13 protein-coding genes are annotated in these 13,248 nt (G+C 45.3%); 8 read left to right on the forward strand and 5 right to left on the reverse strand.

The annotated features are described in order from the left end of the window. Positions 1-40 precede the first annotated feature (40 nt). Complete coding sequence (locus BUB19_RS00765; RefSeq protein WP_073090222.1) at positions 41-499, reverse strand: response regulator; 459 nt, start codon at positions 497-499, stop codon at positions 41-43. A 275-nt stretch (positions 500-774) separates the two neighbouring features. On the opposite strand from BUB19_RS00765, the gene BUB19_RS00770 reads away from it, so the two are divergent. Continuing rightward, complete coding sequence (locus tag BUB19_RS00770) at positions 775-1,527, forward strand: 4'-phosphopantetheinyl transferase family protein (RefSeq protein ID WP_178371414.1); 753 nt, start codon at positions 775-777, stop codon at positions 1,525-1,527. A 59-nt stretch (positions 1,528-1,586) separates the two neighbouring features. Here the strand turns inward: BUB19_RS00770 and BUB19_RS00775 are convergent, their stop codons facing one another. Further along, the gene (locus BUB19_RS00775; RefSeq protein WP_073090227.1) at positions 1,587-1,883 is read right to left on the reverse strand and encodes a hypothetical protein; all 297 of its coding nucleotides are present in this window, start codon (positions 1,881-1,883) and stop codon (positions 1,587-1,589) included. Between the two features lie 107 nt (positions 1,884-1,990). On the opposite strand from BUB19_RS00775, the gene BUB19_RS00780 reads away from it, so the two are divergent. Together BUB19_RS00780 and BUB19_RS00785 are read left to right on the forward strand one after the other, a co-directional pair. Beyond that, on the forward strand, positions 1,991-3,088 hold the full coding sequence (locus BUB19_RS00780; protein WP_073090230.1) for a 6-bladed beta-propeller: 1,098 nt from the start codon (positions 1,991-1,993) through the stop codon (positions 3,086-3,088). Between the two features lie 274 nt (positions 3,089-3,362). Next, positions 3,363-3,863, forward strand: coding sequence for a hypothetical protein (locus BUB19_RS00785; RefSeq protein ID WP_143155868.1), 501 nt, complete (start codon positions 3,363-3,365; stop codon positions 3,861-3,863). Positions 3,864-3,906: 43 nt separating this feature from the next. On the opposite strand, the gene BUB19_RS00790 is transcribed toward BUB19_RS00785, so the two are convergent. Next, positions 3,907-4,485 (reverse strand): TetR/AcrR family transcriptional regulator, encoded by a 579-nt coding sequence (locus tag BUB19_RS00790; protein WP_073090233.1) that lies wholly within the window; start codon positions 4,483-4,485, stop codon positions 3,907-3,909. A gap of 255 nt (positions 4,486-4,740) precedes the next feature. Between BUB19_RS00790 and BUB19_RS00800 the strand changes: the two genes are divergently transcribed. Beyond that, positions 4,741-5,364 (forward strand): alpha-ketoglutarate-dependent dioxygenase AlkB family protein, encoded by a 624-nt coding sequence (locus tag BUB19_RS00800; RefSeq protein WP_073090239.1) that lies wholly within the window; start codon positions 4,741-4,743, stop codon positions 5,362-5,364. 180 nt (positions 5,365-5,544) lie between these two features. On the opposite strand, the gene BUB19_RS00805 is transcribed toward BUB19_RS00800, so the two are convergent. After that, complete coding sequence (locus BUB19_RS00805) at positions 5,545-7,836, reverse strand: xanthine dehydrogenase family protein molybdopterin-binding subunit (protein ID WP_073090241.1); 2,292 nt, start codon at positions 7,834-7,836, stop codon at positions 5,545-5,547. Positions 7,837-7,858: 22 nt separating this feature from the next. Next, entirely contained in the window at positions 7,859-8,314 is a 456-nt protein-coding gene (locus BUB19_RS00810) for a (2Fe-2S)-binding protein (protein WP_073090244.1), read from the reverse strand. A gap of 180 nt (positions 8,315-8,494) precedes the next feature. Here BUB19_RS00810 and BUB19_RS00815 point away from each other — a divergent pair, with 180 nt between their 5' ends. The 4 genes from BUB19_RS00815 (at position 8,495) to BUB19_RS24620 (ending at position 13,128) form a co-directional block, all read left to right on the forward strand. Then, positions 8,495-8,866, forward strand: coding sequence for a BlaI/MecI/CopY family transcriptional regulator (locus BUB19_RS00815; protein WP_073090247.1), 372 nt, complete (start codon positions 8,495-8,497; stop codon positions 8,864-8,866). Beyond that, the gene (locus tag BUB19_RS00820) at positions 8,863-10,107 is read left to right on the forward strand and encodes a TonB family protein (protein ID WP_073090250.1); all 1,245 of its coding nucleotides are present in this window, start codon (positions 8,863-8,865) and stop codon (positions 10,105-10,107) included. The genes BUB19_RS00815 and BUB19_RS00820 overlap by 4 nt, the downstream gene beginning before the upstream one ends. 392 nt (positions 10,108-10,499) lie before the next feature. Then, a complete protein-coding gene (locus tag BUB19_RS00825) occupies positions 10,500-12,890 on the forward strand; it encodes a PAS domain S-box protein (RefSeq protein WP_073090253.1) in 2,391 nt (796 codons plus the stop codon). 103 nt (positions 12,891-12,993) lie between these two features. Beyond that, positions 12,994-13,128, forward strand: coding sequence for a hypothetical protein (locus tag BUB19_RS24620; RefSeq protein WP_262485827.1), 135 nt, complete (start codon positions 12,994-12,996; stop codon positions 13,126-13,128). Positions 13,129-13,248: the final 120 nt, after the last annotated feature.

Consider the following 13,248-nt stretch of genomic DNA (forward strand, 5'->3'; position numbering starts at 1 on the left):
CGAAGATAAGGCAAACTTACAAAAGGACAGGTGTTCTCCGCTATTTTGCCTGCTGCAGCCTGAGGGAGTTTTTAGGTATCGAAGATGTTTCGGATACCAAACCGGCGATGACGGCGAAAAGACCGGCACTATCGGTAGGTTTGATCACCATATCGTCTATTCCTGCTGCCTGGCACTGCGATTGTGCCATTGCAGAAAGGTCTGCAGTGAGCGCTATGATCGGAATATGGCAATACGCTGTTCCTGCCTGTCCACTGCGAATGGCACGGCTAAGTTGATAACCGTCCATTACCGGCATTTGCAAATCCATAAGGACCAGGTCAAAATCTGGCAGCATTAACCTATCCAATGCATCTTTACCATTCCCTGCAAAGACCGCAATGGTGTTTTTCCAGGATTTAAAAATGGATTTCAGGATCAATGCAAATATGGGGTCATCTTCTGCTACCAAAAGTTTCCTGCCCCTGAGATCAAAAGTATTTTCTAATGCTTCTTTCACTTTTACCCAATAAAAAAGCCCGACAAAAAGTTTTTAGATTTAAAGATGCCATAAAAATAAAACAATCAAAATTATGTTCCAAATAGCTGTTATAAACACCAATTTTATAAGGATTTATTCCGATTTTAAGCGGCCCAATTTTTGGAGAAAAGCGGTATATGCGAAAAACTCAATTGTAGCTACATTATGTCCTACAGAAATCAATGGATTGCCTGCCTGATTCAGCAATAATTCGGTATATTGATTTTTACCCTAAAGAATATAGAAAGTATCAAATGCTCAGGTCCCAAATCAACATTTTTTGCCAGGATGCTGCTCAGCCGGTCTGGAACAGTTCTTTTCCACTAGTGCCCTCCGGCTTTCTTGATATCTGGAGGGCGCCCCTGGATTTGTCCGGAAAAATAACAGACCCCTTCAGGCCCTTGCTGGATGCAGAAGAAATTCGGAAAGCAAACAGTTTTTACCGTCAGGAAGATAAATTGAGGTATCTCACCGGGAGGGGATTTCTTAGAAAGCTGGCCGGTAATTACCTGAACAGAGATCCCAGAACCCTGGTTTTTAGCCAAAGTCCATATAGAAAACCGATATTAAAAGCAGACCAGCCTTTTCACTTTAACCTCAGCCATGCGGGCGATTGGGTAGTAATAGCACTTTCCAGTGCCCCGGTAGGCATTGATATAGAGCCTGTTAATAAGGCATTTGCTCATGAGGAGGTAGTGTCCCGGTTTTTTGAGGCATCTGAGAAAGCGTTTATCGCTGCATCGCCGAGCCCAAAGGAAGCCTTTTTTAAGCTCTGGACCCGGAAAGAAGCATTTCTGAAGGGCATCGGATTGGGCCTCTCTGATCACCTGCAGGAATACTGTTTGCTGGATGGAAAACAAACCGTTACCATTGCGGAGCACCAAATCTATAGTGCCTGGAGGTTAGAAAGCTTCCGGATGCGCGGTGACCATTGGCTGAGCATCGCATCCTCCGATATGGAACTTTCTCCCCGGTATTTCGATGTGTCTGCCCTGCCGGAGGCCTGAAGTAACGAGGGCAAAAAAGGTGTGCCTGGCGTCCTGGTCAGTCAAACAAAGACAACATGCTATCTCCGTCCAGAGCTCCCGGAAAGCTGTCTTCTTCCCGGATCATTCAAAAATTGTAAAAGCCCCTTTTCCAGGTTGAGTTCATCCCCAGGATGGCTTTCCAGGCAAATGCTTACTGCGTAAGAGGGCTCTATATTGCCGGCTACATCAAAAAAATACACTTCTGTGGATGGGTCGAGGTAGCAAAAATCCACCTTTCCCTCACGGAAAAGCGTATAACCCCGGTTCAGCAAGCTGGGGTCCAGAAGAGACTTGATTTTTGAGAGTCGATTTTTATGGAAGTAGTGAAGTGGCATAGGTTCAGGCTCATCCAAAATTAATTTTCTTTTTTTTCCAAAAAAAAAATTGCGGAAAAATCCTTGGATTATTTCCTCTAAAATATTAGTTTAGAAAAAGTTAATTTATGAAACAGTTTTCTATTTTGTTTTTATCCGGGCTGGTAGTAGCACTCCTGAACTCCTGCCAAAATGAAAACCAGACTTCAGGAGAATTGCCCCTAATGAAACTGGAAGCGATAGAACAGGTCAATAATCCCTATTCTGTCATTAAGGTAATTCCACTGGAAACCAATGGAGAGAACCTACTTGGCGACCAGTTAACTTTAAAATTTTCTCAAAATTCCTGGTTTATTTACGATGAAAGTGCCAGAGATGGCATCCACCATTTTGACCGAAATGGAAAATACCTGAGCAAGTACGTAGAAATAGGTGAAGGACCCGGTATGCTGAGGGGCATCAGTGATTTTATCCCGACTCCCGAGGGGATGGACATCCTTAGTGTAAAAGGTGATCAGGCTGAAATTATCCGCCTGGATAAAGAAGGTCAACAGCTTGAAACCATCAGTATTGATTATATGGGAACCTCCTTTGCGCCCTTGCCCGGAGATCGATATGTGGCTTCCGGGAGTTACAATCTTCCCTTTGTAAAAAACAGGCTGGCGGTAATTAATGAAAAAGGTGAAACAACAAAGGAATGGTTACCCAATACCCATGAAATTTTACCCTTTGGGGAGAAGAATTTTTATACCCTTGGTGAGCATGTTTTCTTCCATGAAATTTACAATCCCAACACCTACATGGTACAGGCAGACAGTCTCCTGCTTCGATATCAATTTGATTTTGGAAAATACAGCATTCCCGAAAGATTTTTTGAGATGGACTGGATGGCCGGTTTCGAAATGCTTAACCAGCAGGGATTTGCGACCATTTCGCAGTATTGGGAAAATGAAGACAAGGCTTTTTTTGAAGTGGCCGTTCAGGTAGATGACGAGTTGAATAAACACCAGGTCATTTTAGAAAAAGCGAGCGGGGAAGTAGGCAAAAGGATTACTACGGCTACGGCATTGTCAGCATTTTCTTCCCCGGTTGGTATGATGGACAACTTTCTGGTATTCATCGCTCAGGCACCGGATTATTTAAAACTCAATGCGGATCAATTACCTGAGAATAGTCCCAAAATTCAGGAAGGAGATAACCCGGTATTGCTATTTGTCAAATTTTAAATCATCAATTTTCCCGCCAATTGACTATAAACCTATCATATAACTGAGTTAGAATAAAGATCGTCAATAAAAACCGAATGAATCGTCACTGCGAACCCATTGTCGTGGGTATAGGCGCTGGGAATGGGTGTGGCAGTCTCGTTTGGCCAGAGATTCCCACAGCTTTCACCGCTCAAAACCCTCTCTGAGCCTCGGAATGACGGTTTTTTAACGAAATTCAGTCGAACTCAGGTTTTAAATAATTTGGCGCTTTCATTGATCTCATCCATAAGTAATGATGAATAAATTAAACCTGCTATTGCTATCATTTATCCCATTTGTTTTCTTTAGGTGCGGCCCTTCTGAAGATAAAATTATTTTTCCCGGGAATTTAAAGACTTATCAGGTTTCAGACAGCCTTGCCTTTAATCCAGACTGGTTCCATGCTGAAAAAAAATTGGTGGTGGTTTCCAAACAACTTTATGCATTTTCCATCCCCTTTATGGACATCATAGCCGAATATGATGAGGGGATGCCTGTGATTCTTGTTATTACCAGAGAAGATAAAGATGAAATTATTCAGAGACTGACCGAATATGAGTTTCCCTATCCCTTTATACATGATCCGGATGGCTTGTTTATTGAAGAAAACCAAATATGGAAGCGTTTTGGTCTTCAGGAGAAAAATACGATTGCTCCATTTTTTATGGAAGGGGATTTCATTTCCGAGTTGGGTGATGCCGAAATTGGTATGAGGCAGGTATTCAGAAAGCAATTGGATGAGTTTTTGAAATAATTGGGTCCTAACTCAGTCACTCACTCAGTTTATTCCGGTCGATTTATTCTACCTCTAAAAACTCCAATACCTGTTCCACCGCTGCCAGTTGTCGGGAAGGCGCCGTCTCTATTTTGGAGATGACCTGCACGCCATTATAAAGGGTGTACAGAAGGCTGGCAATTGCACGGAGATCTTTTCCCCTGGGAAACTCACCCATGACTTCGCCGGATTTCAGATAGTCAAAAAATATTTTTTCGAAGGCTTTTTGATTATCTCTCAGCGCTTCCTGCAAACGCTCGTCCCCCGGCATCAGTGCTGCCGTGAGATTTACTGAAAAACATCCTTTCCGGTCCTGTCTTTCTTTGAGCGCAGCTTCAAATAGATTTCTGATGCCATCCTTTGTATTCGGCTGGGAATACAGCGCTTCCATGATGACCGATTTGTTGATTTTTCTGTAATTGTCAAAAGCCTGAAAAAACAAGTCCTCCTTGCCATTAAAAGCATGATACAAACTTGCCCGATTAATACCCAGATGGCCGACCAGATCCTGTACAGATGTAGCATGATAGCCCTTCCTCCAAAACAATTCCATGGCTTTCACCAGGATTTCAGATTGCTCAAATGATTTTGCGCGGGCCATATATTAATTTATTGAGGAAGTTCCAAATATATATTTTCGGAACAATCATTCCAAAAATATATCAACAATATTGACTTTTAAACCATAAAAAAAGCATTTGTTAACACAATAATGAGATAGAAAAAGTGGGTTTGATTTTCAGAATGATAGTTCTGAAACTTATCAGGCAATTGAACCGATCGTTCTGTTGCATTTTTCAATGCCTTTTTGGAGACTGGGGAGAAACCAAAAGACCGTTCCGCCTGTTTTTCACGCATGAATTTGTTCGATTATCCCGCCTCCCCGTCAGCAAATCTGCTGCCTGAGGATGGCACGGTCTACTATTGGGGAAAGATAATGCCAGCCGAAAAAGCCAATGCCTGTTTTAAAGTATTGTGGGAAACAGTCGCATGGAAAAATGATGAAGCGATGATTTTTGGTAAAAAGGTGGTTACAAAAAGAAAGGTCGCCTGGTATGGAGACCGGGAGTTTGAATACACCTATTCAAATATCACCAAAAAAGCGCTGCTCTGGACCCCGAAGCTGTTGTCTCTTAAAGCCATAACAGAGGATTTTACCGGGGAAAGCTTCAATTCCTGCCTGCTGAACCTCTACCATACCGGTGAGGAGGGCATGGCCTGGCACAGTGATGGAGAAAAAGACCTGAAAAAGCATGGTGCCATCGCATCAGTAAGCCTGGGTGCAGAGAGAAAGTTTGCCTTTAAACACAAAAGGAGCAAGGAAACCATTTCCCTGTTCCTGGAAAATGGGAGTTTGCTCGTTATGAAAGGTCAAACCCAGGACCACTGGCTTCACAGGTTGCCACCCACCAAAAAGGTACATGCACCCAGAATCAACCTGACTTTCAGGTATATTGTGGAAAAATCAAATGGACAATAAATTTTCATAAGCAGGGTTCGATGGTAAATTACCACGAGTGGGATATGAGAACGCTTTCCTGCAGTTTGGGCGATTACCGCAAATTTGCTTAACTGTACCTAATTTTTAGTGAAAACTGTCCAAAAAATAAACTCCACCGATAACCCAAATCAGCTGAAAGGATATCGCAGGAATCGCTTATCAAACAAAAGCCTCCTTTACCGGCAATTCATAAATCCTTTTTCCATTTAACTGATACAATGCATTGCACAAAGCCGGAATGAAAGGAGGTACCGGTGGTTCTCCCACACCGGTAGGTTTCTCCTGACTTTCTATAATATGGGTATAGATCTGTTTCGGTGCCTGAGGCATGCGGATGATTTGGTAGCTGTCAAAATTATTTTGTCTGACTTGCCCGTTCTCAAAATTAATGGCCGAAGACATGGCCAGGCTGCTGGCAAATTGCGCCCCTCCCTCAAATTGAGACCTGATGCGGTCAGTATTGACCGGAATGCCACAGTCTACCGCATAATGCACAACTGGAACAATGATTTTCCCATTTTCATCTCTAGAGACTTCGACAATGCATGCCACATAAGTCAAAAAACTTTTATGTGCCGCAAAGCCTACTGCTTTCCCATCCTGAATTGATTTTGACCAATTGGCTTCTGTAGAGACCCTTTCGATCACTCTTTTCATTCTTGCGGTATCCCAGGGATAGGCTGTGATGTCCTCTCCGTAATTGGGGTATTCACCCTTCATTTCTTCATTGAAGCTAAGCTGCCGATCCTCTCCCAGAAGGGACAGGGTATGCTCCACAGGATCCATTCCACGGACCTCGGCAATTTCATCCAGCATACCGCTGATAGCAAAAGCATGGTGAATATTGCTCACTGAACGAAGCCAGCCGATTCGGGTATGTGCTTTGGCCTCATGGGATTCGATACGTATGTTGGGTACATCGTATGGAAAATCGGTACAGCCCAAACCCATTTCACCATCAGAAGGATGTAACTCATCAGCACTGGAGGTGCCCCCGATAGCTGGAAAAACAGTGTGGTGATTCCAGGCAATCAATTTGCCCTGAGCATCCAACCCTGCCTTTATTCGCTGGGCACTATGGGAATGGTAAAAATCATGGTGGATATCATCTTCTCTGGTCCACTGCACACGAACGGGTTTTTTGATGGCCCTGGAAAGCAATGCCGCCTCCACCACATAGTCCGGCTTAGATTTTCTGCCAAAACCTCCCCCCAGCAAGGTCACATTCACCCTGACATTGGCCGCATCCAGCTCCAATGCCTCTGCTACTGAATCCCTGGCCCATTGTGGGTGTTGGGTCGGTGCCCAGATTTCGACAGTACCATCTGCTTTATAATGGGCAAGCGCAGCAGGTGGTTCTATGGTAGCATGGGCATAATATGGTGCCCGGTAGGTTTTTTCCAGGACCGTTCCGGAGCTTCCGAAAGCTGTTTTTACATCACCTTTTTCCCTTCTCAGTTTTCCATCTTCCAGTGTTTCCCGGATCATGTCCTCCATTTGGGCGGCACATTGGTAATCCTTGTTATCCCCAAGGTCCCATTCTACCTGCAGGGCGGCTCTTCCCTTGATGGCTGCCCAGGTATTGTCGGCTATCACGGCAATGCCTTCCAGTGGCTTATTCAATCCCGGATGGGCACCATTTCCCGAAATTTTAATCACCCGGTTGACTCCGGGTATTTCAAGTGCTTTATCTTCTGCGTAATTGATCACTTTTGCCCCTACCACAGGACTGCGTTCGATCACCGCAATTTGCTGACCGGGCAGGTCCATGTCTGCACCGAAGAGGGCCTTACCATGGGCTATGTCTTTTACATCATATATGGGAACATCCTTTCCAATTAGTTTGTAATCGCTGAGTTTTCGAAGCTTCAATGTTTCCTGATCGGGAATTTCCATGTCTTGCAGCAGGTCAATCAGGTCTGCAAATTTGATTTGCTGTCCACTTGCTGCATGGATCACTTGTCCATTCTCTGTATCACAACCAGCGGGATCTACCTCCCACTTTTTGCCAGCTGCTTCCAGCAGCATGTGCCTGGCTGTGGCTCCCGCCCGTCTCATGGGTTCGAAAAACATGCGGATGGAGTACGAGCCATCTGTATTCTGGTCTCCGTAGGTCGCTTCATCACCAACGGCTTGCTCAATTTTAACCGATTTCCAATCAGCTCCGAGCTCATCGGCAACAATCATTGGCAGAGAAGTCCGTATACCGGTACCCATCTCGGATCGGTGGGCAATGATCCTCACCTCATTGTCCGAATTGATGCTCAGATAGGCGTTGGGCGCAAAGGTACGGATTTCGCCTTTGGGGCCGGAACATTGAAAATTGACGCCTATTAGAAAGGCTCCTGAAGCGAGGGATCCTATCTTCAGGAATTCCCGTCGTGAAGGTCTGAAGACTTTGCTTCTGTTGCTGGTCTTTGGACCGGAAAGAAATGGAAATTTTGGTATCATGAGCAGAAAGGAAAGGGTGAAATCAGGATTGAGACGCGGTCTGAATGGCAGCTTTGATCCGGTTGTAAGTACCGCAACGACAAAGGTTGCCGGCCATGGCACTTTCTATTTCTACCTCAGTCGGACTTGGATTATTGCGAAGCAGGGCGGCTGCATTCATGATCTGGCCGGTCTGGCAATAGCCGCACTGAGGGACCACATGCTCCTGCCAGGCTATTTGAAGCGGATGTTCGCCCTCGACAGAAAGGCCTTCAATGGTGGTCAGCTCCTGCTCCCCTACCTCAGCAATGGGAATGCTGCAGGAGCGGACGGCCTGCCCATCCAGATGCACCGTGCACGCACCGCAGAGGGCCTGTCCGCAGCCAAACTTGGTGCCCTTGAGTGATAGCAAATCCCTGATCACCCACAACAAAGGCATGTCTGCCGGGGCCGTTACCTCCCTACGTACTCCGTTGACTAAAAGGGTAAAATTTTCCATGACATTTAGTTTGTATAAAGACGGATTCAATATATTAAAATATTGTGAAATTAGCTCCAAATAAAATTTTTTCTGGAAATAATACCGGATTCGATTACCAGATTCCCGAACTCTACGTGATTTTCGTAATTTTACGGAAAAATCGTAGGAAAACTAAAAAATAAAATATATCTTTCCTGTATGGAACAATTAAGCAGCAATGAAGAACAGGTCATGGGTATCATCTGGGAACTGGAAAAAGCACTGGTACGCGAGGTACTCAAGCGCTATCCTGAGCCCAAACCGCCCTATACCACACTGGCATCGGTCATCAGGCAATTGGAGAAAAAGGGTTTTCTGGATCATGTTACCTATGGGACTACCCACCAGTATTTTCCTTTGATCAGCAAGCGAGATTACCGCCACCGAAGCTTTAACCAAATGGTCAAAAACTATTTCGACGGCTCTGCTCAAAACCTGTTGTCGTTTATGGTAAAGGAAAAAAAACTTTCCGACGAGGAATTTGAAGCATTGGAAAAGATGGTTGAGAACTTCAAAAATGATAAAAAATGATGGATCAGGTATTGAATTATCTATGGGAAGCCAGTATTTGCCTGGCTGCATTGTGGTTGTTTTATCGGCTTTTTCTTAATGGAAGTACCTTTTTTTCCTGGAACCGGACCTATTTGCTACTGTCAATATTGGCTGCCATGGTTTTACCGGCCATTCGTTTTCCCGCAATGATGCCTGCTGCTAACCTGCTTGTAGCTGATGAACTGCTGCTTCCGGTGATCGAAATCTCCAATCAAAACTCCTATTATTTTCAAAATATGGGATATGCCCTTTCTGAGCTAATTGTAGGGATTTATGCTGTAGGATTTTTCTTTTTCTTATTCCGTTCGATCTGGGGATTTGCGCTGCTGTGGAAGCAGATTAATCAGTCCAGAAAGACCATATCGGGAGATGTTGTCCTTTTGGAGCATCCGGATGTGGAGGCCTCTTCGTTTTTCCGCTACATTTTCCTGCCTCCGGATGTTGGGGGAGAAAAAAACCGGGACTGGATCACGGCACACGAGGCAGTACACAGCAGGCTTCAGCATAGCTTGGACCTCCTGCTGTTACAGCTGGCGAAAGCCCTATTCTGGTTTAACCCAATCGTTCGGCTTGTCGAAAATGCCCTGCGGGAAGTACATGAATACCAGGTGGATGAAAAGATCATTGCAGAACAATCCAGAAAAGATTATGCCGAGGCGCTTTTAACATTAATCCGGCCGGGGAGATCCTGTGCCCTTATTCATAATTTCAATCAATTTCAAATCAAAAAAAGACTCAAGATGATGAATCAACCAAAATCCCGTTCGCTTTCCAAAATCAGGTATGGCCTGTCCCTTCCGTTATTTGGACTATTATTCGTCCTCTTTGCCTGTGACTACCAGGAAGAGATGTTGGATATAAACGACAAAAATGACGACAAAATCACCGAGCGTCTGATGCAGGGTGAAGTCTTCGATGTAGTGGAAGAGATGCCCTCACCTCCCGGCGGTATGGAGGGCTGGAACCAGTACCTGATGGAAAACCTGAGCTACCCTGCTTCTGCCAGAAATGAGGGTGTGGAGGGAACTGTCTACACTACTTTTGTGGTCGCCAAAGACGGATCTGTCAGGGATGTGGCCTTGCTGAGGGGTGTAGATGACCGCCTCAACGAGGCTGCGCTTGAAGTGATCCGCAGTTCGCCCAACTGGCAACCCGGTAGGCAGAAGGGTGAGGAGACGAACGTCAAGATAAGACTACCGATTCGATTCAAACTCAATTAAATCAATCCTGCAAAATTGTTTTGATCAAAACCGGTCCCCGGCTGACGGAATCTGGAATCCGCAGGCTGGGGATTTTTTTGGTTCACCGGCAGTTTTTAGCCAGAAACACCTTTTCTGCCTGAATAGCATCCACTGTGACGCAGCAGGCCATAAACTGATTAAAAGGCGACAAACCTCCTAAGGAATTTAGTCAGGGAGGCATTGATTTGGGCGAATTCCGGACAAAGAACGCAATAGCTGATTGGGCCCTGACTCACAAATAAGACCCGGCGGTATTTTTCTTTTGGGATGTGTCGGTTTTCAATTTTATTATCCGTAATTTTAATGACGATCTTTTGGGTTTTAAGCCTGTCTACAAGTAATAATTTGAATTTTCACCGTATTTTTTTGGCATGAAAAATATCAGTGATGCAGAAGAAGAGAAGCGGGTTTCAATATTGGATTCCTATGATTTGATAGGAACAAGTCCGGAGCCTGAACTGGACACTATTACCGAGTTGGCGGCACGGGTAAGCGGAGCTGAGGTGGCTTCCCTCTCCTTTTTTGGCAGCCGGGAGATGTTTTACAAGTCGGTATTTGGTACGGATTTACAGGATTTTGAATACAGCAGCCCGCCCCGCCTATTGCTTTCAAAAAAGCCGGACAAACCTACGGTCATTCCAGATCTCCGGTCTCTGAATGGGGGGGCTCACCAGGTGCAGATCCCCGAAAACACAGCCTATCGGTTTTTCACCGGTTTTCCGGTTGTCTCTCCGGATGGGCTTCATATGGGAGCCTTGGCTGTATTTGACGCACAGCCACACCGGCTCAGCAGCGAACAGCTCCGATCCTTATCGCTACTGGCCAAACAAGTAACCTCATTACTTGAAGGGAGAAAGAAGCAGAAAGTAATCCAGCAAAGCTACCGGCTACAGCGGGAGATGGAGCAGAAAAGTGCCCGGGAGAAACTAAACAATGAAGCGCTTATCAACACCACCAGTGACGATATCTGGAGCATAGACCAGAACTACCGGTTCATCACTTTCAATGAAGCTTTTTCGAAGAAAATAAAAGCACTTATCGGAGCGGAGATCCGGCCCGGCATGCCTGCCCTATTTCCGGGAAGTATTCCCGACGATTTGCACCGGCAATTCAAAAATTTCTTTGACCGGGCCTTATCAGGAGAGGCTTTTGTAGAAGAATACTGCAGACCGGACAAGTTGGTAAGCGGGATGGTGATCTGGATAGAACTGAATGCCCACCCGATTGTTGTGGAAGGCAAGATCACCGGAGCGGCATTCTTTGCCAAAACTGTTACAGAGCGAAAAACGGCAGAACTGAAACTGCGTGAATCGGAGGCCAATTACCGCATGCTCTTCGACAATAGTCCATTACCAAAAATATTGGTGGATATAGATAGTCTGGAGATCCTGGAAATCAACCGCTCTGCACTCGAGAAGTTCGGCTATAGGAAAGAAGAGCTACTGGGCAGTAAATGGGGGATGCTCATGCAGGAAGAGGAAATAGGTTTTTTTTACGATGCCATTCAGAGGCTCAAAGGGTCGAAAAAGGAGTCTAAATTATCCCATATTGTACAGAAGAAGCAAAATGGGGAGTTGATATTGGGAGACCTGATGGTTCATGAGCTGGTCTACGAAGGCCGGGACAGCATATTGGCCGTGCTGAATGACCGGACAGAGGAATTGAAATCCCTGTCGGTCAAATCTGAGATGGCCAATATTATGGAAAACAGCCTGAATGAGATTTATATTTTTGATACCCAAAATCTGCATTTCAGCTATGCAAACCGGGGGGCATTGCGCAATATGGGGTATACGCTGGAAGAGTTGAAGCGGCTGACTCCCTACGCCATCAAACCTGAGTTTGACGAAAGGCGTTTCCGTTCCTTTCTTACGCCGCTGCTTCTGGATGAAAGGGAAAAATTGACTTTCGTGACAGTACACCAGAGAAAAAACGGCACCCGTTACCCTGTGGAAGTACACCTGCAAAAAATGAGGTATGAAGGAAGGTCGGCCTTTGTGGCCATTATCATAGACATCACAGCAGCCAAAGAAGCCGAAGCCAAGCTTCAGGAATTGAATACGCTGCTGGAGAAAAGCAATCGGGAACTGGAGCAATTTGCTTCCATTACAGCACATGATTTGCAGGAGCCGCTTCGAATGGTCTCGGCCTTTACCTCATTGCTGGAAAGAAAATACGGTTCACAACTGGATGAAAAAGGAAGACAGTACATCCATTTTGCTGTGGACGGATCCGTGCGGATGCAGCGGATGATCCAGGATATTTTGGAGTATTCACGGGCGGGCATGGGCAAGAAAAAAATGGAATCCTTCCAGTCTGCTGCAGTTTTACGGGATGTGCTCGATGACTTGCAGAAGCGGATCGAGCAATCGGATGCAAGCGTGGAATTGCCGGCACAGGATGTCGAGCTCTTCGGGCATGCCAATGACATTTACCGGCTTTTCCTGAACCTGATCAACAATGCACTTAAATTTGTTCCGCAGGAGAGAAGACCAAGGGTTCAGGTAAAACTCCGGCAGGATGCCAGGTACTTCCATTTTACGGTGGAAGACAATGGTATTGGCATTAAGCCGGAAAACCTGCATTTACTTTTTAACCCCTTCAAAAGATTACACAGCAAGAAAACCTATGAAGGCACCGGCTTGGGATTGGCGACCTGCAAAAAAATTGTGAATCAATTTGGTGGGGATATCTGGGTTACCTCACAGCCCGGGGAAGGCAGTCAGTTTCATTTTACCCTGCCCAAAAATCCGATAAGCTAGGGATTTTTTAGCCTTTAGGACTCAAAATTCAAAAGCACATTTCATTTTCAGACCGGTCGCCGGGGAAACCAATAAGATTACCGGCAACGCCCAAAGGAAAGATATGGACAATCCCAGGGTAGATGACCTGCTGGATGATATGGGTGAACTGGTCTTGAAAATGGGTGGTAGGGTAGTAGTCATGCCCCCGGAATATATACCTACAGATAAGGGTATTGCGGGGATTTACAGGTATTGATGATTTCAGATCAGCAGGATACGTCAATCAGATGCAATGTTTTTCTGAGATCGTTAAAGGTGTTTGTAAATACAACTAAAGTTTAATAGTACAGGCCGGATCTTTTAGGGAAAGGTTCGG

This window comes from Cyclobacterium lianum, from assembly GCF_900143075.1.
GTDB lineage: Bacteria > Bacteroidota > Bacteroidia > Cytophagales > Cyclobacteriaceae > Cyclobacterium > Cyclobacterium lianum.

Bases quoted from the DNA above. Each gene is read 5' to 3' on its own strand.
- BUB19_RS00785 (WP_143155868.1), top strand. From the start codon at position 3,363: ATGATGAATAAATTAAACCTGCTATTGCTATCATTTATCCCATTTGTT.
- BUB19_RS00820 (WP_073090250.1), top strand. From the start codon at position 8,863: ATGATGGATCAGGTATTGAATTATCTATGGGAAGCCAGTATTTGCCTG.
- BUB19_RS00810 (WP_073090244.1), bottom strand. From the start codon at position 8,314: ATGGAAAATTTTACCCTTTTAGTCAACGGAGTACGTAGGGAGGTAACG.
- BUB19_RS00825 (WP_073090253.1), top strand. From the start codon at position 10,500: ATGAAAAATATCAGTGATGCAGAAGAAGAGAAGCGGGTTTCAATATTG.
- BUB19_RS00780 (WP_073090230.1), top strand. From the start codon at position 1,991: ATGAAACAGTTTTCTATTTTGTTTTTATCCGGGCTGGTAGTAGCACTC.
- BUB19_RS24620 (WP_262485827.1), top strand. From the start codon at position 12,994: ATGGACAATCCCAGGGTAGATGACCTGCTGGATGATATGGGTGAACTG.
- BUB19_RS00770 (WP_178371414.1), top strand. From the start codon at position 775: ATGCTCAGGTCCCAAATCAACATTTTTTGCCAGGATGCTGCTCAGCCG.
- BUB19_RS00790 (WP_073090233.1), bottom strand. From the start codon at position 4,485: ATGGCCCGCGCAAAATCATTTGAGCAATCTGAAATCCTGGTGAAAGCC.
- BUB19_RS00775 (WP_073090227.1), bottom strand. From the start codon at position 1,883: ATGCCACTTCACTACTTCCATAAAAATCGACTCTCAAAAATCAAGTCT.
- BUB19_RS00800 (WP_073090239.1), top strand. From the start codon at position 4,741: ATGAATTTGTTCGATTATCCCGCCTCCCCGTCAGCAAATCTGCTGCCT.
- BUB19_RS00815 (WP_073090247.1), top strand. From the start codon at position 8,495: ATGGAACAATTAAGCAGCAATGAAGAACAGGTCATGGGTATCATCTGG.
- BUB19_RS00805 (WP_073090241.1), bottom strand. From the start codon at position 7,836: ATGATACCAAAATTTCCATTTCTTTCCGGTCCAAAGACCAGCAACAGA.